At 69.8% G+C, this 22,807-nt stretch carries 18 protein-coding genes; 5 read left to right on the top strand and 13 right to left on the bottom strand.

The features are described from left to right. Positions 1-40 precede the first annotated feature (40 nt). Together glyS and D8I30_RS01895 are read right to left on the bottom strand one after the other, a co-directional pair. The gene (glyS, locus tag D8I30_RS01900) at positions 41-2,251 is read right to left on the bottom strand and encodes a glycine--tRNA ligase subunit beta (protein ID WP_121481231.1); all 2,211 of its coding nucleotides are present in this window, start codon (positions 2,249-2,251) and stop codon (positions 41-43) included. After that, entirely contained in the window at positions 2,251-3,150 is a 900-nt protein-coding gene (locus D8I30_RS01895; protein ID WP_003165881.1) for a glycine--tRNA ligase subunit alpha, read from the bottom strand. Before D8I30_RS01895 ends, glyS begins: the two co-directional genes overlap by 1 nt. Positions 3,151-3,253: 103 nt before the next feature. Between D8I30_RS01895 and D8I30_RS01890 the strand changes: the two genes are divergently transcribed. Next, positions 3,254-4,000 carry a polysaccharide deacetylase family protein gene (locus D8I30_RS01890; RefSeq protein WP_121481230.1) on the top strand — a complete coding sequence of 249 codons (747 nt, stop codon included), beginning with the start codon at positions 3,254-3,256 and terminating at the stop codon, positions 3,998-4,000. Between the two features lie 38 nt (positions 4,001-4,038). Here the strand turns inward: D8I30_RS01890 and D8I30_RS01885 are convergent, their stop codons facing one another. The 4 genes from D8I30_RS01885 to D8I30_RS01870 form a co-directional block, all read right to left on the bottom strand. Beyond that, on the bottom strand, positions 4,039-4,929 hold the full coding sequence (locus D8I30_RS01885) for a hypothetical protein (protein WP_121481229.1): 891 nt from the start codon (positions 4,927-4,929) through the stop codon (positions 4,039-4,041). A 36-nt stretch (positions 4,930-4,965) separates the two neighbouring features. Then, on the bottom strand, positions 4,966-5,859 hold the full coding sequence (locus D8I30_RS01880; protein WP_121481228.1) for a 4-(cytidine 5'-diphospho)-2-C-methyl-D-erythritol kinase: 894 nt from the start codon (positions 5,857-5,859) through the stop codon (positions 4,966-4,968). Positions 5,860-5,861: 2 nt separating this feature from the next. Next, entirely contained in the window at positions 5,862-7,721 is a 1,860-nt protein-coding gene (locus tag D8I30_RS01875; protein ID WP_121481227.1) for a tetratricopeptide repeat protein, read from the bottom strand. Between the two features lie 154 nt (positions 7,722-7,875). Beyond that, complete coding sequence (locus D8I30_RS01870; RefSeq protein WP_240387359.1) at positions 7,876-9,531, bottom strand: electron transfer flavoprotein-ubiquinone oxidoreductase; 1,656 nt, start codon at positions 9,529-9,531, stop codon at positions 7,876-7,878. Between the two features lie 192 nt (positions 9,532-9,723). On the opposite strand from D8I30_RS01870, the gene D8I30_RS01865 reads away from it, so the two are divergent. Further along, positions 9,724-10,530 (top strand): uracil-DNA glycosylase, encoded by an 807-nt coding sequence (locus tag D8I30_RS01865; protein ID WP_121481225.1) that lies wholly within the window; start codon positions 9,724-9,726, stop codon positions 10,528-10,530. Positions 10,531-10,624: 94 nt separating this feature from the next. Then, positions 10,625-12,322 (top strand): lytic transglycosylase domain-containing protein, encoded by a 1,698-nt coding sequence (locus tag D8I30_RS01860; protein ID WP_121481224.1) that lies wholly within the window; start codon positions 10,625-10,627, stop codon positions 12,320-12,322. Between the two features lie 196 nt (positions 12,323-12,518). On the opposite strand, the gene D8I30_RS01855 is transcribed toward D8I30_RS01860, so the two are convergent. After that, complete coding sequence (locus D8I30_RS01855) at positions 12,519-13,175, bottom strand: glutathione S-transferase (protein WP_121481223.1); 657 nt, start codon at positions 13,173-13,175, stop codon at positions 12,519-12,521. A 27-nt stretch (positions 13,176-13,202) separates the two neighbouring features. Then, positions 13,203-13,523 carry a DMT family transporter gene (locus D8I30_RS01850; RefSeq protein WP_121481222.1) on the bottom strand — a complete coding sequence of 107 codons (321 nt, stop codon included), beginning with the start codon at positions 13,521-13,523 and terminating at the stop codon, positions 13,203-13,205. A gap of 241 nt (positions 13,524-13,764) precedes the next feature. On the opposite strand from D8I30_RS01850, the gene ppdK reads away from it, so the two are divergent. Both ppdK and D8I30_RS01840 read left to right on the top strand, forming a co-directional pair. Beyond that, a complete protein-coding gene (gene ppdK, locus D8I30_RS01845; protein WP_121481221.1) occupies positions 13,765-16,455 on the top strand; it encodes a pyruvate, phosphate dikinase in 2,691 nt (896 codons plus the stop codon). Positions 16,456-16,803: 348 nt separating this feature from the next. Then, a complete protein-coding gene (locus D8I30_RS01840) occupies positions 16,804-17,337 on the top strand; it encodes a porin family protein (RefSeq protein ID WP_121481220.1) in 534 nt (177 codons plus the stop codon). Between the two features lie 74 nt (positions 17,338-17,411). On the opposite strand, the gene D8I30_RS01835 is transcribed toward D8I30_RS01840, so the two are convergent. The 5 genes from D8I30_RS01835 to D8I30_RS01815 all read right to left on the bottom strand — a co-directional run bounded on the left by D8I30_RS01835 (position 17,412) and on the right by D8I30_RS01815 (position 22,772). Continuing rightward, on the bottom strand, positions 17,412-17,684 hold the full coding sequence (locus D8I30_RS01835; protein ID WP_121481219.1) for a hypothetical protein: 273 nt from the start codon (positions 17,682-17,684) through the stop codon (positions 17,412-17,414). 101 nt (positions 17,685-17,785) lie between these two features. Beyond that, the gene (locus tag D8I30_RS01830) at positions 17,786-18,931 is read right to left on the bottom strand and encodes a beta-ketoacyl-ACP synthase III (protein WP_121481218.1); all 1,146 of its coding nucleotides are present in this window, start codon (positions 18,929-18,931) and stop codon (positions 17,786-17,788) included. Between the two features lie 74 nt (positions 18,932-19,005). After that, positions 19,006-21,069: a capsular polysaccharide biosynthesis protein gene (locus D8I30_RS01825; protein WP_240387287.1), complete on the bottom strand. Its 2,064-nt coding sequence runs from the start codon at positions 21,067-21,069 to the stop codon at positions 19,006-19,008. Between the two features lie 207 nt (positions 21,070-21,276). Next, positions 21,277-22,095, bottom strand: coding sequence for an HpcH/HpaI aldolase/citrate lyase family protein (locus D8I30_RS01820; RefSeq protein ID WP_121481216.1), 819 nt, complete (start codon positions 22,093-22,095; stop codon positions 21,277-21,279). Further along, complete coding sequence (locus tag D8I30_RS01815) at positions 22,095-22,772, bottom strand: SDR family NAD(P)-dependent oxidoreductase (protein WP_121481215.1); 678 nt, start codon at positions 22,770-22,772, stop codon at positions 22,095-22,097. The genes D8I30_RS01820 and D8I30_RS01815 overlap by 1 nt, the downstream gene beginning before the upstream one ends. Positions 22,773-22,807: the final 35 nt, after the last annotated feature.

The raw sequence follows: 22,807 nt of genomic DNA, 5'->3' as shown, positions 1-22,807 counted from the left end.
GGGAGAAGGATCATTCTTGTGCTTCGGCTGCTTGAGCGCCTCAGCCCGCGATCTGGCCGAAGTCGGCGACGCGGTTCATGACGCCGCGCACCTGGCCCAGCAGCTTCAGGCGGTTTTCGCGCTCTTCGGCCACGTCGGAGTTGACCATGACGGCGGTGAAGAAGGCGTCCACCGGGCCGCGCAGGGCGGCCAGGGCCGTCATGGCGGCGGCGAAGTCCTCGGCCTCCAGCGCCGCGTCCACGGCCGAGGCGGCGGCGGCGGCGGCGAAGGCCAGGGCGGTCTCTTCCGCCGGCTGGTTCGGCAGGCCGGTGGCGACGGCGCCCTCGGGCAGCGGCCCCTTCTTCTCCTCGGCCTTGAGCAGTTGGGCGGCGCGCTTGTAGCCCGCCAGCAGGTTCGCCCCGTCGTCCGTCGCCAGGAAGGCGGCCAGCGCCTCCACCCGACGCACGATCCGCACCAGATCGTCGTCGCCCAGCGCGAAGACGGCCGCCACGAGATCGTGTCGCTGGCCCTTGTCGCGCAGGAGGACGGTCAGGCGGTCCATTACAAACAACCCAAAATCGAGGGAGCGTCGACGCTCCCAATCCTGAGGCGTTGTTTTCTCAACGCTATCAACGACAAGCACACCGGCAGTCTTTTGAGATACGCTTGAAAGCTGTTGCAACAGCCCATTGTCTGCCAAGTCGCCGCTCTTACGAAGCGGCTCCAAGAAAGCCTCAAGCTTGTCGGCGCGGCCAGCCAACTGCTGAGCCATTAGTCGTCGCCCTGCATGGATGACGATATTCGAAAGCTCGACACGCACCCCGTTCTCCAGCACCAGCCGGATCACGCCCAGCGCGGCGCGGCGCAGCGCATAGGGATCCTTCGACCCCGTGGGCTTTTCGTCGATGGCGAAGAAGCCGACCAGGGTGTCCAGCTTTTCGGCCATGGCGACGGCGACCGTGACCGGGGCGGTCGGGACGGTGTCGCCCGGTCCCTGCGGCTTGTAGTGGTCGCGGATGGCGTCGGCCACGGCGTCGGGCTGGCCGGCCAGACGGGCGTAGTAGCCGCCCATGATCCCCTGCAGTTCCGGGAACTCGCCGACCATGCCTGAGGCCAGATCAGCCTTGGACAGGCGTGCGGCCTGTTCGGCCTGATCAGCGTCGGCGCCGACCAGCGGGGCGATCTCGCGCGCCAGGGCGGCGATGCGGTCCACCCGCTCGGCCAGGGTGCCCAGCTTGGCGTGGAAGGTGACGTCCTTCAGCTTGGCGTTCCAGGCGTCGAAGCCGACCTTCTGGTCCTCGGTCCAGAAGAACTCGGCGTCGCTCAGACGCGCCGACAGCACCTTGGCGTTGCCCGCCGCCAGAGCCTGCCCCCCGTCGGTCGCCTCGACGTTCGCCACGACGACGAAGTGCGGGGCGAGACCGTCCTTGCCCGGTTCGCGCACTGCGAAATACTTCTGGTGCACCTTCATCGACAGTTGGACCACTTCCGGCGGCAGGGCCAGGAACTGCGGGTCCATGTCGCCCAGGATCGGCGTCGGCCATTCGGCCAGACCCGACACCTCGTCCAGCAGGCCGTCGTCATCGACCAGAGCCAGACCCTTGGCCGCGCAGACGGCCCGGGCGCCCTCAAGGATGCGCAGCTTGCGGTCGGCGGCGTCCAGCAGGACGAAGTTGCGCTCCAGCTTGGTGCGGTAATCGGCGAAGTCCTTGACCGCGAACGGCTGGCCCGCGCCCATGAAGCGGTGGCCCTCGGTCACGTCGCCCGATTGGATACCGTCCACCTCGAACGGAATCACCGCCCCGTCGAACAGGGCCAGGATGCGCTTGATCGGCCGCACCCAGCGCAGGGTTCCCGTGCCCCAGCGCATCGACTTGGGCCAGGGGAAGTGGCGGATGATGTCGTCGACGCTCTCGGCCACGACTTCGGTGGTCGCGCGGCCCTTGCTGCTGATCTGCGCGAACCAGACGCCGTCGCGCTCGACCAGCTGGTCCTGCGTCAGGCCGGTCTTGCGCAGGAAGCCTTCTAGCGCCTGCGCGGGCGCCGAGGTCTTGGGCCCCTTCAGCTCTTCATTGCGATCGGGCGTGGCGGCGGGCAGGCCGTCGATCACCAGCGTCAGGCGGCGCGGCCCAGCGTAGGTCGTCAGCGCGTCCCAGGTCAGGCCCGCGGCCTTCAGACGGTCGCACGCCATGCGCTCAAGGTCGCGCGCAGCGCCTTGTTGCATGCGGGCGGGGATTTCTTCGGAGAAGATTTCGAGGAGAAGCTGGGACATCACGCCGTCGCCCTTTCGTGCTCGACCTGGGCCAGGGCGCAGGCTTTGCACAGGTCGCGGATGCGGCCGATGTAGCTCTGGCGTTCGGCGACGGCGATGGCGCCGCGGGCGTCCATCAGGTTGAACAGGTGCGAGGCCTTCAGCACCTGGTCATAGGCGGCCAGCACCAGCGGCTGCCCCTGCGGCCCCTTCATGGTCAGGAAGTGGGCGGCCTCGCGCTCCATGTCCTCAAAGCGGCGCTTCAGCGCGGCGACGTCATAGCCGTGGAAGTTGGCTTCCGACTGCTGACGCTCGTTCTCGAGGAAGACCTCGCCATAGGTCAGGCCTTCCTTGTTGAACTTCAGGTCATAGACGTTGTCGACGCCCTGAACATACATGGCCAGACGCTCCAGCCCGTAGGTCAGCTCGCCCGAGACGACGTCGACCTCGATGCCGCCGACGCCCTGGAAATAGGTGAACTGCGTCACCTCCATGCCGTCGCACCAGACCTCCCAGCCCAGACCCCAGGCGCCGACGGTGGGGTTCTCCCAGTCGTCCTCGACGAAGCGGATGTCGTGCAGGCTGGGGTCGATGCCTATGGCGCGCAGGCTGTTGAGATACAGTTCCTGCAGGTTGTCGGGGTTCGGCTTCAGGATGACCTGATACTGATAATAGTGCTGCAGCCGGTTGGGGTTCTCGCCGTAGCGGCCGTCGCCGGGACGACGCGACGGCTGGACGTAGGCGGCCTTCCACGGCTTCTTGCCCAGCGCCCGCAGCACGGTGGCGGGATGCAGGGTGCCGGCGCCGACCTCGATGTCATAGGGCTGCAGGATGGCGCAGCCCTGCTCGCTCCAATAGTGGTGCAGGGTCAGGATCAGGTCCTGAAACGAGAGAGGTTCAGCAGCGGCCACGGTCGACATTTCGGTCCGATTTCGGGAGGCGCGGACCATAGGGCCGCCACGCTTCGCCAGCAAGGCGACGGGCTTCATTCTTCCGCAAGCGGGCTCGGGCTAGAAGGCGGCCATGATGCAGCAACGGATCGACCAGATGCGCCGCCGGGCGGCCCGCTACCTCAACGTGCGGCCGACGACCGTGGCGCCGGCGCGCGGTATTCTCAGCCTCAGCTTCGACGATTTCCCGGCCAGCGCCTGGATCGAGGCGGGGTCGATCCTGGCCGAGCACGGGGTCCGGGCGACCTATTACGTCGCGGGCGGCCTGTGCGGCGGCGAGAACCTCGGCAAGGCCCAGTTCGAGGTCGAACACCTGCAGGCCGCGCATGCAGCCGGGCATGAGGTCGGCTGCCACACCTTCGACCACGTCAGCGCCCTGCGTCTGAGCCCCGCCGAGCTGACGGAGCAACTGGCGAGGAACGCCGCCTGGGTCGAAGAGCGGCTGGACGGCCACGTCATGACCACCTTCGCCTGGCCCTTCGGCGACGTGGCCCTGGGCGCCAAGGCGGTGATCGACGAGCGCTTCCTGCTGGGACGTGGAGTGCGCGACGGCGTCAACGCCGGACGCGCCGACCGGGCCAATCTCCAGGCCATCGGCCTGGAGTCGCGCCGCCTGCCCCATTACGACCTGGAGGCTCTGGTCGCTCGCGCGGCCGAGGCGCCGGGCTGGCTGATCGCCTATGGCCACGACGTGGAGAGCCATCCCACCCCCTACGGCTGCACGCCCGAGGACCTGGACCGGCTGATCCGCCTGGCTAAGGCGGCCGGGCTGGAGGTCCTGCCGGTGGGCGAGGCGTGGGCGCGGATAAGCGAAGGCTGAGCTTCACCTCCCCAAGCAATGGGGAGGAAAGAAGACGCCTAGATCAGGCCCCGCCTCTCGGCCCAGGCGATCAACGGCTTGCGCGGCCAGCACAACAGCCAGGAGCAGGCGCTGTATTCGCCCTTCTCGATCATGGCGCGGCGTGTGGGCGAGGAAGCCGAGGCGCGTTCGTCATGGATGTGGCCGCCGCCCTGATGGACCATGAAGGCTCCGTTGTTCATCGGCGTGGTGCGTAGATAGGTCAGGCGCGGGCTGATGGTCTCCAGCGGCGGATCGAAGAACCAGCTGGAGCCGATGACGCCCGCCAGGTCGGGCCGGGTGCGCAGCAGGGCGGCGGCGGCGGCCCAGTTCCGCTCCCAGCCCGGCTCGTTGAAGTCCGAAAGATCGCGCGCCTCGGTGTGGGTTTCCAGCCAGGACCGCCAGCCGCCGGCCTGCACCCAGGCGATCAGCGGGCCGGGGCCGCGCCCGCCCAGCATGTGCCGCACCACCAGGCCCGGCCCGACAGGCGAGGACATGTCCAGCATCTGGGTGTTGCTGCCCGGCACGCTGAGGGCCAGGGCCACGCGCACATCCTTGGCCCAGAAGTCAGGATCGTAGGCGGCGCCGCTGTCCAGATAGGCGGCCAGGCGGTCGATATAGGTCGGATACCCCGCCAGCACCGGCTGGGGCAGGCGCTCGGCGGCGATGCGGTCGGGCAGCTCCAGCGCCCAGGCGGCGATCAGGCCGCGCCTCTGGTCGTCGTTCGCCTCGGCGCCCAGCAGGGCGTCCACGGTGCGGGCGGGCAGGCCGAAGTCCCAGTGCGGGGCCGCCTCTGCGGCGGCGCGGGCGGCCGGATCCTTGAGGGCCTCGACGCGGGTGCGGTCGGCGGGCGACAGGCGCGACAGGCTGCGTTCAAAGGCGGCGGTCTGTTCGGTCGTCAGCTGGGTCATGGCCGTCAGCCTGGCCTTCAGGGGCTGTAAATCGAGTTAAATAACCGCACGCGGTTCGACATCCGGCGCGCCCAGCACCGCCGGACGGGTCCACCAGCCGGGCCGGTCGAGGGCGAAGACGGCCTCGATCGCCGCCGCGCGGTCGTCGAACAGGCCGAAGACGGTGGCCCCCGAACCCGACATCCGCGTCAGCCGACAGCCGGGCGCGGCCTGCATGGCCGCCAGCGCCTCGTCGATGCCGGGCGTCAGCGTCAGGGCCGGCGCCTGAAGGTCGTTTCTCTGGGCCGACAGCCAGTCGATGACGGCGGGCGCCGACCAATCGGCGGGCGGCGCGGGCCGGTCCGCCGCCCCGTCCGGCGCGGCGTCATAGGCGCGATAGACGGCCCCCGTCGGCGACGGCAGGCCAGGGTTCAGCAGGACGGCGTGCAGCGGCGGCAGGCGCGGCTCGTCCTCCAGGACTTCGCCCACGCCCGAGGCCCAGGCCGGGCGGGCGCGCAGGCACATGGGGCCGTCGGCCCCGGCCGCCAGCGCCAGCCGCTCCAGCGCCGCCTCCGTCAGGTCGAGGTCCAGCAGGCGCGCCGCCAGCCGCAGGGCTGTTCCGGCGTCGGCCGAGCCGCCGCCCAGCCCCGCCGCGATGGGCAGGCGTTTGTCCAGGGTCACGGCCAGGGGCGGATCGCCGATCCCGGCCGCCTCGCCCAGGGCGCGCAGGGCCTTGAGGATCAGATTGTCCCCCTGTCCGTCCAGACCGGCGGCGAACGGCCCCTCGACCGCCAGCGACAGGGCCTCGGCGCGGCGCACCGCCACCCGGTCGCCGACGTCGGCGAAGGCGGCCAGGCTGACCAGGGGGTGGTAGCCGTCGGCGCGCACCGGCCCGACATGCAGCAGCAGGTTGATCTTGGCCGGGGCCAGGCCGGTCAGGACGTCGGTCATGATCAGTCGACCGCGCCGCCGGCGTTCCCCAGCCCCTTGTCCCCCGTCGGGTCCTGGCCCAGGCGGTCACGCAGCTTGGCCTCGACCTCGGCCTTGCGCTGGGCGTCGACGTCCAGGGTCAGGACGCGGTTCCACTGGAAGCCCGCTTCGCGCGTGCGGCCGACGGCCCAATAGGCGTCGCCCAGGTGGTCGTTGATCTCGGCGTTGGCCGGTTCCTTGTCGACGGCGCCTTCCAGGTTGGCCACCGCCGCATCGTACTGGCCCTGGCGGAACTGGGCCCAGCCGAGGGAGTCCTGGATGTTGCCGTCCGACGGATCGGCGGCGTGGGCGCGGGCGATCATGGCGGCGCCTTCCGCGACCCGCGTGCCGGTGTCGACCCACAGATAGCCGAGGTAGTTCAGCAGGGTCGGATTGTCGGGCTGCATCTGCAGGGCGGTCCACAGCTCCGCCTCGGCCTCCTTGTCCCGATCCAGGGCTTCATAGGCCGCCCCGCGCAGGAAATGGACTTCAAAGCCCTGATCCGCCGTGTTCAGCAGCGGGGCGTCCAGCAGGGCCAGCGCTTCTTCGTAGCGCTTCATCTGCATCAGCTGGCTGGCCAGCATATAGGCGATCGAGACCTCGTCGGGGCTGACGGCGGCGGCGCGGCGCAGTTCGGCCAGGGCCTCGTCGTCGCGGTCGATCTTGCCCAGGCTGATCGCCGTCTGGATGCGGGCCGCGGCGTAGGCCGAGGGCGAGCGCGGGCTGACCTGGGCCAGGGCGGCGCGCCCGGCCGGTTCGATCCCGCCCTGGATCAGGGTCTGGCCGATCAGCAGCTGGGTGTTGTCGCTGGGGTCCAGGTTCTGCGCCAGGCGCAGATAGACCGCGCCGAACTCATAGGCGCGCTGGGCGATCATCTGGTCGGCGGCCGTGCGCAGGGCCTGGGCCGCGCTGGCGCGGAAGGAGGGCAGGGCGGGCGGGCGGGCCTTGGCGAGCACGCGCTCGCGCCCCTCGCGGATGCGGCGGTCGGCGGTCCCGGCCGTGACGGCCGCGTCATACTGGACCAGCGCCTCGTCGCGGCGGCCGCGCCGCTCCAGGAACTCGCCGTAGGGCAGGCGGAACAGGGCGCCGGCCAGGGCGTGGCTGGTCAGGTCGCGCCATTCGGCGTCGGCTTCGTCATAGCGGCGGCGCTGTTCCAGCAGGCGGGCGCGGTTGCCGCGCGCCACCAGGACGCTGACCGGGTCGAAATCGGCGGGCGGCAGGGCCAGGGCGCGGTCCCAGTCCTTGGCGGCGGCGGCGATCCAGCCCTGGACGTAGAAGCCCGCACGATCATGGGGCGCACCCACCGGCGCGGTCGTCAGCAGGGCGTCGGCGCGCCGCGCGTCGCCGCGCACATAGGTCTGCACCGCCTCGACCAGGCGTCCGGCCTGGAGGAGGGCCGGCGAAACCTCCGGATCGGTCGGGGCGATGCGGCCCGCCTCGTCCAAGTCGCCGGCCAGCAGGGCGGCGGTGAAGGCCTGTTCGCGCACGCGCGGCTGTTCGGGCGTCAGGGCATAGACGCGGGCCAGATAATCGGCCCCCGCCGCGCTCTCTCCGCTGGTCAGGGCGTTGCGCCCGGCCAGATACAGGCCGAAGGCGCTGCGGCCCCGCGCGTCCAGCGGGATCGGCGTCCATTCGGCGGGAATGGGCGCGACCTCGGGCGTCTCAGGAGCTTCCGCATCCTCGATGACGATGGGCGGAACCTGGGGATCGCCGTTCGGCTCGGGGGCCTGGGCCTCGGCCGGAGCCTCGGCGGGCGCTTCCTGCGCGAGCGAGGGCGCCGCGAGCGAGATCGCAAGGGCGGAAGCGGCCAGGAGCAGGACGGGGCGACGAGGGACGAAACGCATGGCCGGACCCTTCACGCTTTCCCCGCCGCCCGCAAGAGTTCGAGAACGCAAATCCCCTCTCCCAACGGGAGAGGGAGGATGCTTCGCCTGGCCCTCCCCACCCGGTCGCTGCGCGACCACCCTCCCCGGGACGGGGAGGGAGAGGGGCTCTGGCTTACATGTTCGGGTAGTTGGGGCCGCCGCCGCCTTCGGGCGTGGTCCAGACGATGTTCTGCGACGGGTCCTTGATGTCGCAGGTTTTGCAGTGGACGCAGTTCTGGGCGTTGATGACGAAGCGCGGATCGGCGCGGTTCGCCTCGTCCGCATAGACGACTTCGTACACCCCGGCCGGGCAGTAGAGCCGCGCGGGCTCGCCGTATTTGGGCAGGTTGACGCTGATCGGCACGGACGGGTCCAGCAGCTTCAGGTGGGCGGGCTGGTCCTCGGCGTGGTTGGTGTTGGAGATGAAGACGCTCGACAGCTTGTCGAACGACAGCTTCCCGTCCGGCTTGGGATAGGCGATCGGCTTGTGCTGCGAGGCGGGTTCGGTCGAGGCGGCGTCGGTCTTGCCGTGCTTCATCGTGCCGAAGAAGGAGAAGCCGCCGGTCAGGTGGTTGACCCACAGGTCGAACATGCCGACCGCCCCGCCCATCATCGTGCCCAGCTTGGACAGCAGGGGCTTGGCGTTGCGGACGACCTTCAGCTCCTTATAGACCCACGACGCCTTATAGGCCGCCTCATAGGCCTCCAGCACGTCGCCCGCACGGCCGGCCATGACCGCGTCATAGGCGGCGTCGGCGGCCATCATGCCGGTCTTCATAGCGTTGTGGCTGCCCTTGATGCGCGGCACGTTCACGAAGCCCGCCGAGCAGCCGATCAGGGCGCCGCCGGGGAAGGCCAGCTTGGGCACCGACTGGAAGCCGCCCTCGGTGATGGCGCGGGCGCCGTAGGAGACGCGCGTGCCGCCCTCAAGATGCTCTGCGATGGCCGGGTGGTGCTTGAACTGCTGGAACTCGTCGAACGGCGACAGGAAGGGGTTCTTGTAGTTCAGGTGCACTACGAAGCCGACGGACACATAGCGGTCGCCGAAGTGGTACAGGAACGAGCCGCCGCCCGTCTTGTCGTCCAGCGGCCAGCCGGTCGTGTGCTGGACCAGACCGGGCTGGTGCTTCTCGGCCGGGACCTGCCACAGCTCCTTCAGGCCGATGCCGAACTTCTGCGGTTCGGCGCCGTCGCACAGGTTGTGGCGGGCCATGATGGTCTTGGCCAGCGACCCGCGCACGCCCTCGGCGATGAAGACGTATTTGCCGTGCAGCTCGATGCCGGGCTGGAAGTCGCCGGTCGGCTTGCCTTCGCGGTCGATGCCGAAGACGCCGGCGACGACGCCCTTCACCCGGCCGGTCTCTTCTTCCCAGACGACGTGGCTGGCGGCCATGCCGGGATAGACCTCGACGCCCAGCGCCTCGGCCTGCTCGGCCAGCCAGCGGGCGACGTTGCCCAGCGAGGCGATGTAGCAGCCGTCATTGTGCATGAAGGGCGGCATGGCGAACATCGGCAGCGACGCCTGCCCCTGCGGCCCCAGGACCAGGAATTTGTCCTTGGTCACCGGCGTTTCCAGCGGCGCGCCGCGTTCCTTCCAGTCGGGGAAGAGCTCGTTCAGCGCCCTGGGATCAATCACCGCGCCCGACAGGACATGGCCGCCGATCTCGGCCGACTTCTCCAGCACGGCGACGGAGATCTCCTTGCCGTCCTTCTCGGCCCGCTGCTTCAGGCGGATGGCGGCGGACAGGCCGGCGGGGCCGCCGCCGACGATGACGACGTCATACTCCATGACCTCGCGCTCGACGCCCGCCAGGGCCTCCAGCGGCGGCAGATTGTCGATGACGGCTTCCTGCCACGCGTTTTTGGCGCCGCCCTCGAACATTTGTTCGGCCATGATCCCCGTAGTCCCTGATATCGTCGTGGTTATCCGCCTTATCGGGAGGTGACGCGGGGGCGGTCAAGGCTTATTGCCTTAGGCCTTATGAACACCACCCCCCTCGACATGGCTGCCGCCGAGGCCCTGTTCGCCTTCTGGCGCGACGCGGGCGTGGACGCCTGTTTCGAGGACGCCCCGGTCGACCGCACCGTCTTCGTCGCCCCGACGCCCAGGGCGACGGCCACGATCACGCCGATCCGCGCGCCCGGCGGCGCCCCGAGCATCGATGACGCTGTCGCCGAGGCGCGACGCCTCGCGGCCGAGGTTCGCAGCCTGGACGACCTGGCCCAGGCCATCGCCGCCTTCGAGGGCTGCCCTCTGCGGGCCATGGGGGCGCGCCAGGCGGTCTTCGCGCGCGGCAACCCGCAAGGCGCGCTGATGGTCATCGGCGAAGGCCCCGGCGCCGAGGAGGACGCGCGCGGCCAGCCCTTCGTCGGACAGGCCGGCCAGCTTCTGGACCGCATCCTGACGGCTGGCGGCCTGCTGGACGAGGCCTTCATCACCAACACCGTCTTCTGGAAGACGCCGGGCGCCCGCCCGCCGACGCCGCAGGAGCAGGCGATCTGCGCCCCCTTCGTCGAGCGCGCCTTCGCCCTACTGAAGCCCAGGGCCGTGCTGCTGGTCGGGGCTGCCTCGGCCAAGGCGGTGCTGAAGACCGACGAGAGCATCATGCGCGTGCGCGGCCAGTGGCGCGACTGGCGACTGTCCGAAGGCGGATTGTCCGTCCCCGCCATGGCCACCCTGCATCCCGCCTTCCTGCTGCGCCAGCCGCAGGCCAAGGGATTGGTTTGGCAGGACATTTTGAATTTGTCGGCACGATTGGCGACCGGAGCGGTTGAGCCGGGGGCCTGATTCAGGCATCCTTTCGGCTTGGAGACCAGTCCGCAGAGCGTTGTAGAATCCCGAATCGAGACGGGTCCGGCGCCGATGAAGGGGGCCCCCGCGTATGTATCCTTTCCGCCGGACGCGCCGCGCGTCCCTGCTCGCCTTTGCGCTCTGCGCCACAGCTGCGACCGCCGCCTTCGCCGACGATAACGACACGGCCCGGCCCTCTGCCGTCGCGGGCGGCGGCGCCGTCCTGGCTGCGCCGACGGCCCTGAGCAGCGAGGACCGCCTCAGCTACACCACCGCCTTCGACGCCCTGCGGCGCGGCGATCTGGAGCTGGCCCGCACGGCGGCGCGCCAGGCCAAGGACCGTGTCCTGCTGGGCCAGGTCGAGTTCGAGCGCCTGTTCCACCCCAGCTACACGGCCGGCTTCGACGAACTGGCGGCCTGGCTGGAGACCTATTCAGACCTGCCCATGGCGCCGCGCGTCTACGCCCTGGCCATGCGCCGCATTCCCGACGGCGCGGCCGAGCCCAAGCGCCCCGGCGGCTTGCTGGCCCGCACCTGGGACACCCTGACCAGCGCGCCCAGCGACGGCGGCGTCAACGACCCCGCCAAGGCCGCGCGCGTCGCCCTGAACAACGACGACCTGAACGGCGCCTACGCCCAGGGCGTGGAGATCGGCGACTGGTGGACGGCGGGCCTGGCGGCCTGGCGACTGGGCGAGCACTCCGACGCCTTCCGCGCCTTCGAACACGTGGCCCAGGACCCGGCCGAGGACCCGTGGGTCCGTTCCGGCGGCGCCTTCTGGGCGGCGCGGGCGGCGGGCCAGTCGGGCCGCCACGAACGGGTCGTCGAATATCTGCGCCAGGCCGCGCGCTGGCCGGCCACCTTCTACGGCCAGATCGCCCTGCGCCAGCTGGGCGAGGAGCCGGCGATCGAGAACCTGGGGCCGCGCTCCTATGAGACGGCGACGCTGCAGCGCGCCGCCTTCGCGCCCGAGCCGATCGGCGTCGACGCGCGCGAGCTGAACGCCTTCATCCAGTCGGACGAGAACGCCCGTCGCACCGTGGCCCTGTACGAGGTCGGCCGCCGCGGCGACGCCGAGCAGGCGGCCCGCACCGGTCTGCGCGCCTCGGGCGGCGACAAGGCCGCGCGGCAGATGTGGGCGGGCCTCTATCGCCTGGTGGCCGCGGGCCGTGCGGCCCAGGCCGACGCCGTCCGCATCGACGCCCTGCGCTATCCCATGCCCGACCTTCAGCCCGAGGGCGGCTTCACCATCGAGAAGGCCCTCGTCTACGCCATCGCGCGCAAGGAGACGGACTTCAACGCCGCGGCCCGTTCAAGCGCCGGCGCCTATGGGCTGATGCAGGTGATGCCGACCACGGCCGCGCACATGACCGGCGACCAGGGCTATGTCCGCACGCCGCAGCGCCTGCTGGACCCGGCCGTGAACATGAAGCTGGGCCAGGACTATCTGAACCGCCTGTTGGAGATCGAGTCCTTCCAGGGCGACCTGCTGAAGGCCGTGGCCTCCTACAACGCCGGGCCGGGGCCGATGCTGGCGGCGATCCGCAAGCTGGGCCCCGAGGCCGATCCCCTGCTGCTGATCGAGACCATCGACGTGCCCCAGGCGCGCGAATACGTGGAGAAGGTCGTGGCGGCCTACTGGATCTACCAGCGCATGATGGGCGGGCCGCTGAAGACGCTGGACGCCGTGGCCTCGGGCGCGCGCGCCGTGCCGATCCGACTGGACCACGTCCCGCCCGTTCAGGCGCCGCTGCAGGTGGCTGAGGCCGTCCTGGCCGGCGCCCGCTAGGCGTCTAGATCACCAGCGACAGCAGAGAGGTCCAGACCAGGGCCAGGACGAGCGCCGCCAGGGCGTAGGCGCGCGCCGTACGCGCCCAGTCGGTGTTCCTGCTGATCGTGCGCATGGCCCCTCGCCCCCTCTCGTCCCTCCACCGGACAAGCTGAGCCGTAAACCGGCGATCTTAAACCGCCGTTCTCAAGCGCGGTTAACCGGCGTTAGGCGAGAGCGCCGCCGTCTCCCATTCGCGAAAATCCGGCTGGTCCAGCAGGGCGGCGACATAGGCCGCGCCGACGCCGTCGTCGCCATGCGCGGCCAGGTCAATCTGATAGTGGCGCACCCGCGCCGCCACCGGGGTGAAGAAGGCGTCGGCGATCGACCAGTCGCCGAACAGCCACGGCCCGCCGGCGCCGAAACGCGCGCGCATCTGCCGCCACAGGGCGACCAGACGCGCCAGGTCGCGGTCCAGGCCCGGATCGGCGGGCGCCTGGGCCCGCGCGTCCCCGGCCATGGGGTGGCCCGGCCCCATGCCGCACAGCTCGCGCAGGGCGTGGAAGCCGGAGTGCATTTCGGCCGTCGCCGAGCGGGCGAGGGCGCGCGCGGTCGCATCGATCGGCCACAGGTGCGCCTCGGGATAGCGTTCGGCGGCCCATTCGCTGATGGCCAGGGTGTCCCAGAGGGTCTCGCCCTCGACCTTGAGCAGGGGCACGAAGCCCGAGGGCGAGAGGCGGCGCAACTCGGCCTTCTCCGCCTCGGTGCGATACCAGACCTCGCGCGTCTCGAAGTCGGCGCCCGCGCGCCTCAGCACCAGCCACGGCCGCAGCGACCAGGTGGAGAAGAGGCGCGGCCCGATGATCAGTTCCATGGCGAGGCTCCGAGGCTGTCGCCCCGATCATTGGCTCGAAGCGAGCTTCAGCACAATCAGGCCGCTGACGATCAGCACCGCGCCGATGACGCGCATCGGCGTGACGGGCTCGCCCAGGACGGCGATGCCGACGACGAAGGCGCCGACCGCCCCGATCCCGGTCCAGATCACATAGGCCGTGCCCAGCGGCAGGCTCTTCATCGCCAGCGACAGCAGGCCGAAGCTGACGATCATGAAGGCGAGGGTCCCGATCGTCGGCCAGGGTCTGGAGAAGCCGTCCGACATCTTCATCAGGAAGGCCCAGACGACTTCGAGCAGGCCGGCGAGAAAAAGGAAAATCCAGGCCATGACAGTCTCCCTTGCATGGCGTGCCGGGTCGTCCCGGCGTCATGCCCAAGATGGGAGAGGTCGTCCTCTAGGCCTGTCTATCCGGGACAGGCGGGGTTGAAGTCAATTCGCCTTCCGACACATCTTCTCACGGATTGTTACGCCCCCGGCCTCGCCTTCGCAGGTGCAGCGCGCTAGTGAAAGCCTCCGTAAAGCGGGACTCGGAAGTTCCCGCCGACGACCACGGTTCAGGAACTGCGAAATGACCAAGTGGGTGTACGGCTTCGGCGGCGGGTCCGCGGACGGCGACGCTTCGATGAAGAACCTTCTCGGCGGCAAGGGGGCGAACCTGGCCGAGATGTCTTCGCTGGGTCTGCCGGTGCCGCCGGGCTTCACCATCACGACCGAGGTCTGCACCTGGTATTACGCCAATGAAGAGACCTATCCGGCCGACCTGGTCGATCAGGTGAAGGCCGCCCTGGCCCACGTCGAGGGCGTGGTGGGCAAGACCTTCGGCGACGCCGCCAACCCCCTGCTGGTCTCGGTGCGCTCGGGCGCCCGCGCCTCCATGCCGGGCATGATGGACACGGTGCTGAACCTGGGCCTGAACGACCAGACGGTCGAGGGCCTGGCCCAGCTGTCGGGCGACCGGCGCTTCGCCTTCGATTCCTACCGCCGCTTCATCACCATGTATTCCAACGTGGTGCTGGGCCTGGGCCACGACTATTTCGAAGAGGTGCTGGACGATCACAAGGATCGCCTGGGCGTCTCGGTCGACACTGAACTGACCGCCGAGAACTGGGAGAAGGTGGTCGCCGACTACAAGGCCCTGGTCGAGCGCGAACTGGGCAAGCCCTTCCCGCAGGACCCCCAGGCCCAGCTGTGGGGCGCCGTCGGCGCCGTGTTCGAAAGCTGGATGAACGACCGGGCGAAATTCTATCGCCGCATGCACGACATCCCCGAGAGCTGGGGCACGGCCGTCAACGTCCAGTCGATGGTGTTCGGCAACATGGGCGAGACGTCGGCCACCGGCGTCGCCTTCACCCGCAACCCCTCGACCGGCGAGAACAAGCTGTACGGCGAGTTCCTGATCAACGCCCAGGGCGAGGACGTGGTGGCCGGCATCCGCACCCCGCAGTCTCTGACCCGGGCCGGGCGCGAGGAGATGGGCGAGGCCGCCCCCTCGATGGAAGAGGCCATGCCCGAGGTCTTCGCCCAGTTCGTGGAGGTGGTGGGGCGGCTGGAAAGCCACTACCGCGACATGCAAGACATCGAGTTCACGGTCGAGCAGGGTCGCCTGTGGATGCTGCAGACCCGCAACGGCAAGCGCACCGCCAAGTCGGCGCTGAAGATCGCCGTGGACCTGGCCTCCGAAGGCGTCATCTCCCAGGAAGAGGCCGTGTCGCGGGTCGAGCCCGCCGCTCTGGACCAGTTGCTGCACCCGACCCTGGACCCCAAGGCCGAGCGGTCGGTGGTGGCCACGGGTTTGCCCGCCTCGCCGGGCGCGGCGACCGGCAAAATCGTCTTCGACGCCGACGAAGCCGAGCGCCTGTCCCAACTGGGCGACGCCGTCATCCTGGTCCGCGACGAGACCAGCCCCGAGGACATTCACGGCATGCACGCGGCGCGCGGCATCGTCACGGCGCGCGGCGGCATGACCAGCCACGCGGCGGTGGTGGCGCGCGGCATGGGCCGTCCTTGCGTCTCGGGCGCGGGCGAGATCTCGATCAATGAGAAGGCCGGGACCTTCACCGCGCGGGGCCGCGTCTTCAAGGCCGGCGAGGTCATCACCATCGACGGCGGCAAGGGCGAGGTGCTGGACGGCGCCGTGGCCATGATCGAGCCGGAGCTGACCGGCGACTTCCAAACCCTGATGGGTTGGGCCGACGGTCTGCGCCGTCTCAAGGTCCGCGCCAACGCCGAGACGGCTCTGGACGCCAAGACGGCGCGCGGCTTCGGCGCCGAGGGCATCGGCCTGTGCCGCACCGAGCACATGTTCTTCGACGACGACCGCATCGCCGCCGTGCGCGAGATGATCCTGGCCGACGACGAGCAGGGCCGCCGCGCCGCCCTGGCCAAGATCGCTCCGTTCCAGAAGGCCGACTTCGCCGAGCTGTTCGCCATCATGAGCGGCCTGCCGGTCACGGTCCGCCTGCTGGACCCGCCGCTGCACGAGTTCATCCCCCACACCGAGGCCGAGATCGACGCCCTGGCCGCGCATCAGGGGCTGGACGCCGCCAAGCTGAAGCGCCGCGCCAAGGAGCTTCAGGAAACCAACCCCATGCTCGGCCACCGCGGCTGCCGCCTGGGCGTGGCCTATCCCGAGATCTACGAGATGCAGGTCCGCGCCATCCTCGAGGCGGCGCTGGAGGTCAAGGCGGCGTCGGGCGTGGCGCCGATCCCCGAGATCATGCACCCCCTGGTCGCCCTGGGCCTGGAGATGAAGTATCTGCGCGAACTGACCGACCGCACGGCCGAGCAGGTCTTCGCCGAGGCGGGCGACCGGGTCGACTATCTGGTCGGCACCATGGTCGAACTGCCGCGCGCGGCCCTGCGCGCCGCCGATCTGGCCGAATACGCCGAGTTCTTCAGCTTCGGCACCAACGACCTGACCCAGACGACCTTCGGCATCAGCCGCGACGATTCCGGCCGCTTCCTGCAGGTCTATCTGGACAAGGGCATCTTCGAGAGCGACCCCTTCGTCCGCCTGGACCAGAACGGCGTCGGCGACCTGATCCGCATCGCCGAGCAACGCGGCCGCGCCACCAAGCCGGGCATGAAGATGGGCATCTGCGGCGAGCACGGCGGCGATCCGTCGTCCATCGCCTTCTGCGAAGAGGTGGGCCTGGATTACGTCTCCTGCTCGCCCTACCGTGTGCCGATCGCCCGCCTGGCCGCCGCCCAGGCTGCCCTGGCCGCTCGCTCGGGCGTGGAGCGCGAAAAGGACCGCTAGGGGTCTGGCTGGCGCTTCTCCTTCCCCGTCCCGGGGAGGGTGGTCGCGCAGCGACCGGGTGGGGAGGGCCAGGCGATCGGCCCTCGGCGCTTGATTTGCCCTGCCGCCCCCACCCGGCTTCGGCTTCGCCTCAGCCACCCTCCCCGGGACGGGGAGGGAGAGGCGTAGCGGCCGCCTTTTTCATGCCGCGAAAGTGTCCATCTTGACGGAACGCCGTGTGTGCTTCCGTCCTCACAGTCGTCAGCTGCTTGATCAAGCAGCGGGAACGACGCTTACCGCTCGGGCTTTGTTTCTCCGCTGGGTGAGCAGGCTGCGCCTGTTCATCGCTATAAGGAGTGATTTAAGCTCATGCGTAACGTTATTCTCGCCGCCGCCACCCTTTCTGTATTCGCCCTGCCTGCGGCCGCCCAAGTCGTGCAGCCGGGCGGCCCGACCTACTACGGCACGCTCGGTTATTCCCAGCTGGACCATTCCGACGGCGACCTGGGCGCGGTCACCGGCCGTCTGGGCGCCAGGCTCAACCCCTATCTGGGCGTCGAGGGCGAGGCCTCCATCGGGGTCAAGGACGACGACTTCACCGTCACCGGGGTCCCGGGCAAGCTGGAGCACGACTATGACGCCGCCGCCTATGTGGTCGGGATCCTGCCTGTGACGCCGAACTTCGAACTGTTCGCCCGCGGCGGCTACGGCACGACCCGCATCAAGGCCGAACTGGGGGGCTTCGAGAGCAAGGCCGACGGCGAAAGCTGGAACTACGGCGTCGGCGCCAACTACTTCTTCGACGGCCAGAACGGCGTGCGCGGCGACTGGACCCGCCGCGACTTCACCGACGACGGCGGCGAGGTGGACGTCTATTCGTTGAACTACGTCCGCCGCTTCTAAGACGCCTGCATCCCTGAAACGACGAAGGCCCGCTCCGGCGACGGAGCGGGCCTTTTCGTTGGGACCGTCTCGGATCAGGCCAGTTCGGCCTTCAGCGCCCAGCGCAGCGAGCCTTCGCCGAAGGGGCGGAAGAAGAACTCGCGATAGCGTTCGAACACTTCGATGATGCGGTGACGCAGATCCTGAGTGACCGACTCGCCGCGCTGACGCTTCAGCGCCGCCACGCAGTTGACCACCATGTCCTGGTGGGCTGATCCACCCATGCGTTGCAGCACCGTGGCCACGTCGTGCGCCAACGGATCGTCGAGCTTTTCAGCCCAGGGCGAGATAAATTCTGTCTGAGTCATGTGGGCGCCGTCCCCCCTTGTTCTCGACAAGGCGTTACGATTTGCAAAAATCTGCGAACAGTGCAAGCGCCGCTGGAAATAATGATTCCTGTTATCCCCGGTCAGGCGCGCTTTTGCACAAAAACCGTGCCCGCCGAATAGCCCGCGCCGAAGCTGCAGATCAGGCCCGTGTCGCCCGGAACGAAGCCGTCGTGGTGCAGGTGGAAGGCGATGATCGACCCGGCCGACGAGGTGTTGGCGTAGTCGTCCAGGATGATGACGTTCTCCTCCGCCTCGGGCTCGCGGCCCAAAACCTTCTTTCCGATCAGGGTGTTCATGTTGATGTTGGCCTGGTGCAGCCACAGGCGCTTGAGCCCCTGAGGGTCCAGGCCCAGTTCGGCGGCGTGGTCCAGGATCATGTCCGAGACCATGGGCACCACCTCCTTGAAGACCTTGCGGCCCTGCTGGACGAACAGCTTGTCGGTCAGGCCGTCGGCCGGGACCGGCTCGCTCTCGCCTGTCGGCAGGGCGGCGCGGTTCAGGAAGCCGAAATTGTTGCGGATATTGTTCGAGAACTGCGTCTGCAGCCTGGTCCCCAGGATATCCCAGCCGCCGGGGCCGGCCTGGTCCTCGGCCTCGATGATGACGGCCGTGGCGACGTCGCCGAAGATGAAGTGGCTGTCGCGGTCCTTGAAGTTCAGATGGGCCGAGCAGATTTCCGGGTTGACCATCAGCACGGCCTTGACCGAGCCGGAGGCCACGAAGTCCGCCGCCGTCTTGATGCCGAAGGTGGCCGAGCTGCACGCCACGTTCATGTCGAAGGCGAAGCCCTCGATGCCCAGCGCCTGCTGCACCTCGATGGCCATGGCGGGGTAGGGGCGCTGCATGTTGGACGCGGCGCAGATGACGGCGCCGATCTCGCTGACCGGCTTGCCCCAGGCCTTGATGGCGTCCTGCGCCGCCTTCACCGCCATCTCGGCCAGGATCGACAACTCGTCGTCGCCGCGCGCGGGCAGGTTGGGCAGCATCCGCTCGGGATCGAGGACGCCCGACTTGTCCATGACGAAGCGCGACTTGATGCCCGAGGCCTTCTCGATGAAGGCTTCGGACGAGGGCGTCTTCAGCTCTGCCTCGCCCATGGCGATGGCCTCGGCGTTCTCGGCGTTCCAGGCGTCGGCCCAGGCGTTGTAGGCGCTGACCAGTTCGGCGTTCGAGATCGACTGGTCCGGGGTGAACAGGCCGGTGGCGGCGATGACGGCTTTAGACACTGTGTTGTTTCCCTATCGCTCGACGTGGGGCGCCTCGCTGCTTCAGGGAGGGTCCGTTGCGATGACGAACCTCCTCAATAGGCCGGGGGAAGGCTCCGGTCGAGACTGGCCTTGATCCCTCGCCACCAACGATTGATCCGGCCGCGCGGGGGGGCGGGCAGGGGATGGTCGCGCGCGGCGATCAGCGCCTCGACCAGGTCCTCGGCCTCGCACGGCCAACCGTCGGGCGTGACATAGACGGGATAGCCGATCAGAGCCGCGTGGATCAGGCTCTGCAGGGAGGCGCGGCGGGTGCGGCGCTCGAACGTCAGCCGGTCGTCGGTCAGGCCCCAGCCCGCATAGAAGGGGCGGCCATAGACGCTGACCGGCTTGCCCCGCATCAGGGCCTCGAGCCCGGTCAGCGAGGTCAGGGTCGCCAGCCGGTCGCAGGCGTTCAGGCAGTCGATGATGTCCAGGTCGTCGGCCGAGGCGTCCACCTCCTCCATCGCCGCATGGTCCAGCAGGCCCGGCCGGTTGCCCGCCGTCACGTCCGGGTGGTTGCGATAGATGAGGAAGGCGTCGGGGTGGTCAGCCCGCGCCGCCTTCACCAGACCGGAGTTGGTGCGGATGTCGGGGCCGCAGCCCATCAGGATCGAGCGGTCGTTCTCGACCTGGCCCACGACCAGCAGGATCGGCCTGTCCTTGGGCCAGGACGCCGGGACGCCCGCGCCCTTCAGATTGTATTTCGACAGGCCCGCCTCGACCACGCGGGCGCGAAGCGCCTCGGCCCGCGCGGCCTGATCCGACGACGGCTCGCCAGCCTCGATCAGGCTCTCGAGGCGACTGGGCCGGGTCGGGTCGTAATAGACGCCCTGATCGTCCAGGGCGACGGACAGGGCGCCGAAGAAGTCGGACCCCAGGCCGCGCGAACGGATGAAGCCGTCCTCCATGCGCACGACGGGGCCCTCGAAGGCGTCGGCGGCGGCGCGGATCTGCGGCGTCTCCTTGCCGGCCCACCAAATCAGCCTGCCGCCCGTCGCCCGCGCATGGGCGACGGCGGCGGATGAGCGCCAGAAATAGTGGACGCGGCCCTTGGGCGAGTTAAGCAGACGCCGCACCGGCGGGCGCTTGGCCGGGGCAAAGCCGACGGCGGCCCAGTCGCCGGCCAGCCGGTCGGCCCGGTCGCGCAGGGCGATCAGACGTTCGAGCGCCTGCTCCGCCTCGCAGCGCTGGCCGGTCACGGGATCGATATAGCGCGCATAGGCGATCAGGGCCGCCGCCGCGATCTGCTCCCGGTCCCGCGCCACGCCGCGCCGCCCGGTCTGCACCGCGTCCGTCGTCAGCCCCCAGCCGGAATAGAAGGGCGCGCCGAAGCAGCGCACCGGCAGGCCGCGCAGCAAGGCCTCGAACCCCAGCGCCGAGGTCACGACATAGACCGCGTCCACCGCCGCCAGCAGGTCGGCGGGCCGCACGTCGGTGTCGATCAGGGTGACGCCTTCAAGCTGGTCCGCCGGGATGCAGCCCGACTTGCGCCCCGCCGCCACGGCCGGGTGGCGCTTGACGATCAACTGGGCCTCCGGCTCGTCGCGCCGCGCGGTCGCCAGCATCTCCGAGAAGCTGGCCTCGCTCGCCAGGCCATAGCCGATGGAGGCGTCGCCGAAGGTCTGGTCCACGATCAGCACCCGGCGGCCGGGCTTCAGCAGGCCGGGGTCCAGCGGCCCGCCCATGTTCGTCTTGGACACGCCGGAGGCGACGATGCGGTCGATCAGGTCGCGCGCGCGGGTCTTCATGGCGGCGTCGCACCAGTCGGGCGCGGTCTGAATCAGATGCTCCAGACGGCTGGGCCGGGTGGCGTCGTAATAGACGCCCAGGTCGTCGACGATCAGGCTGAGGCTGGTCGCCCTGCTCTCGCCGATGCCGACCGAGCGCAGGAAGCCGTCCTCCAGCGCGACATAGGGTTTGCCGCGCTTCTCCGCCCAGCGCCGCCCCGCCGCCGCCGTCGGCTTCATGCCCCAGCCGAGCACGGCCTCGGCCTGGGGGCCGGGCAGGGGGGAGAAGTCGTAATCGGGCAGGAAGGCGGAGAGGAAAGGAACCTTCAGCACCCCCGGCGCACAGACCCAGGCGCGGATTTTGGAGGGGGGCGGAAGCGGTGCGGTCATGGGGGTTGTCTACGGTCTGCCGTAGGAAGGCGCCACCCCATGCTTCCTTCTCCCCTTGTGGGAAAAGGTGGCAGCCCTCGGGCTTGACCCGTGGGCTGACGGATGAGGGGTGTCTCTGACCTCGGATGAAGGCGCCGCGTTGAAGGTCCCGCAACCCCTCATCCGAGCGCCTCCGGCGCCCACCTTCTCCCACAAGGGGAGAAGGGTTTAAAGGTCGGCCAGCAAATCCTGCGCCTGGGCCAGATGCAGCCGCTCCACCATCTCGCCCTCGACGCGGATGACGCCCAGCCCGGCGGCTTCGGGCGCGGCGAAGGCGGCGACGACCTTGCGGGCCCATTCCACCTCGTCAGCCGACGGTCCGAAGGCGGCGTTCGCCCCCTCGATCTGCGACGGATGGATCAGGCTCTTGCCGTCGAAGCCATAGAGCTTGCCCTGCGCGCACTCGGCCGCGAACCCCGCCTCGTCCTTGATGCGGTTGAACACCCCGTCGATGACGCTCAGGCCGTTGGCGCGCCCATGGGCCACGACCGCCGCCAGCCAGGGCTTGAGCGGCTCGCGGTCGGGCGAGGCGCCGGTCTTCAGATCCTTGGCCAGGTCGTTGACGCCCAGCATCAGGCCGGTCAGCGCCCCGCCCGCCTCGGCGATGGCGCGCAGGTCCACCAGGGCGCGCGGCGTCTCGATCATGGCCCACAGGGCGACGCCGGGGCGCATTCCCTCCGACAGGGCGCGGACCATGGCCGCGCTCTCGACCTTGGGGGCGATGATCAGGTCGACGGGGGCGTCCTGCAGGGCCGCCAGGTCGTCGGCGCCCCACGGCGTGTCGAGGCCGTTGATCCGCACGCCCAGGCGCGGGCCGAAGCCGCCCTCGTGCGCCGCCGCGACGGCGGCCGCGCGGGCCTCGGCCTTCATCTCGGGCGCGACCGCGTCCTCCAGGTCCAGCACCGCCACGTCGCAGGCCAGGCCGCGCGCCTTCTGCACCGCCCTTTCATTGGAGGCGGGCAGGTAGAGGACGCTGCGCGCGCGCATCAGACCTTGCCCGTGACGGGGATCAGGGCGCCCGTCACCGCCCGCGCCTCGGGCGAGGCCAGGAACAGGATGACGGCGGCCAGGTCGGCGGGCGCGACCCATTTCTTCGGGTCGGCGTCGGGCATGTCGGCGCGGTTGGCCGCCGTGTCGATGATGGAGGGCAGGACGGCGTTGACCGTCACCGAGGTCGACTTCAGCTCCTCGGCCAGGGCCTCGGTCAGGCGGTGAACCCCGGCCTTGGAGGCGGCGTAGGCGCCCATGCCGTGCCCGGCCTTGATCGCGCCATTGGCGCCGACGTTGACGATGCGGCCCTCGGGCGAGGCCTTCAGATGGGGCAGGGCGGCGCGGCTGGCGTTCAGCGTCGTCTTGAGGTTGAGGGCGTACATCCGGTCGAACGCATCCTCGTCGCCCTCGACCGGGCTCCAGACGAAGCCGCCGGCGATGTTCAGCAGGGCGTCCAGGCGGCCGAAGCGGGCGATGACGGCCTCGATCGCCGCCTTCGCTTGCGCGGCGTCGGTCAGGTCGACGCCGTCGACCTCCAGAACGCCCTCGGTGGGCGTGCGCGCCGGCGTGCGGCCGATGACGGCGACCGACAGGCCGCGCGCCTGCGCCGCCTCGACCACGGCCCGGCCCAGGGCGCCGTGCCCCCCGGTGATCGCCACGACTCGCTTGTCCATCGTCTCTATCCCTATCGGTTCGCCGCGGACCATAG

The organism is Brevundimonas naejangsanensis (genome assembly GCF_003627995.1).
GTDB classification, from domain to species: Bacteria; Pseudomonadota; Alphaproteobacteria; order Caulobacterales; family Caulobacteraceae; genus Brevundimonas; species Brevundimonas naejangsanensis_B.
Note: the sequence above shows the minus strand (reverse complement) of the source record. Positions and strands in the feature narration are given on the sequence as shown.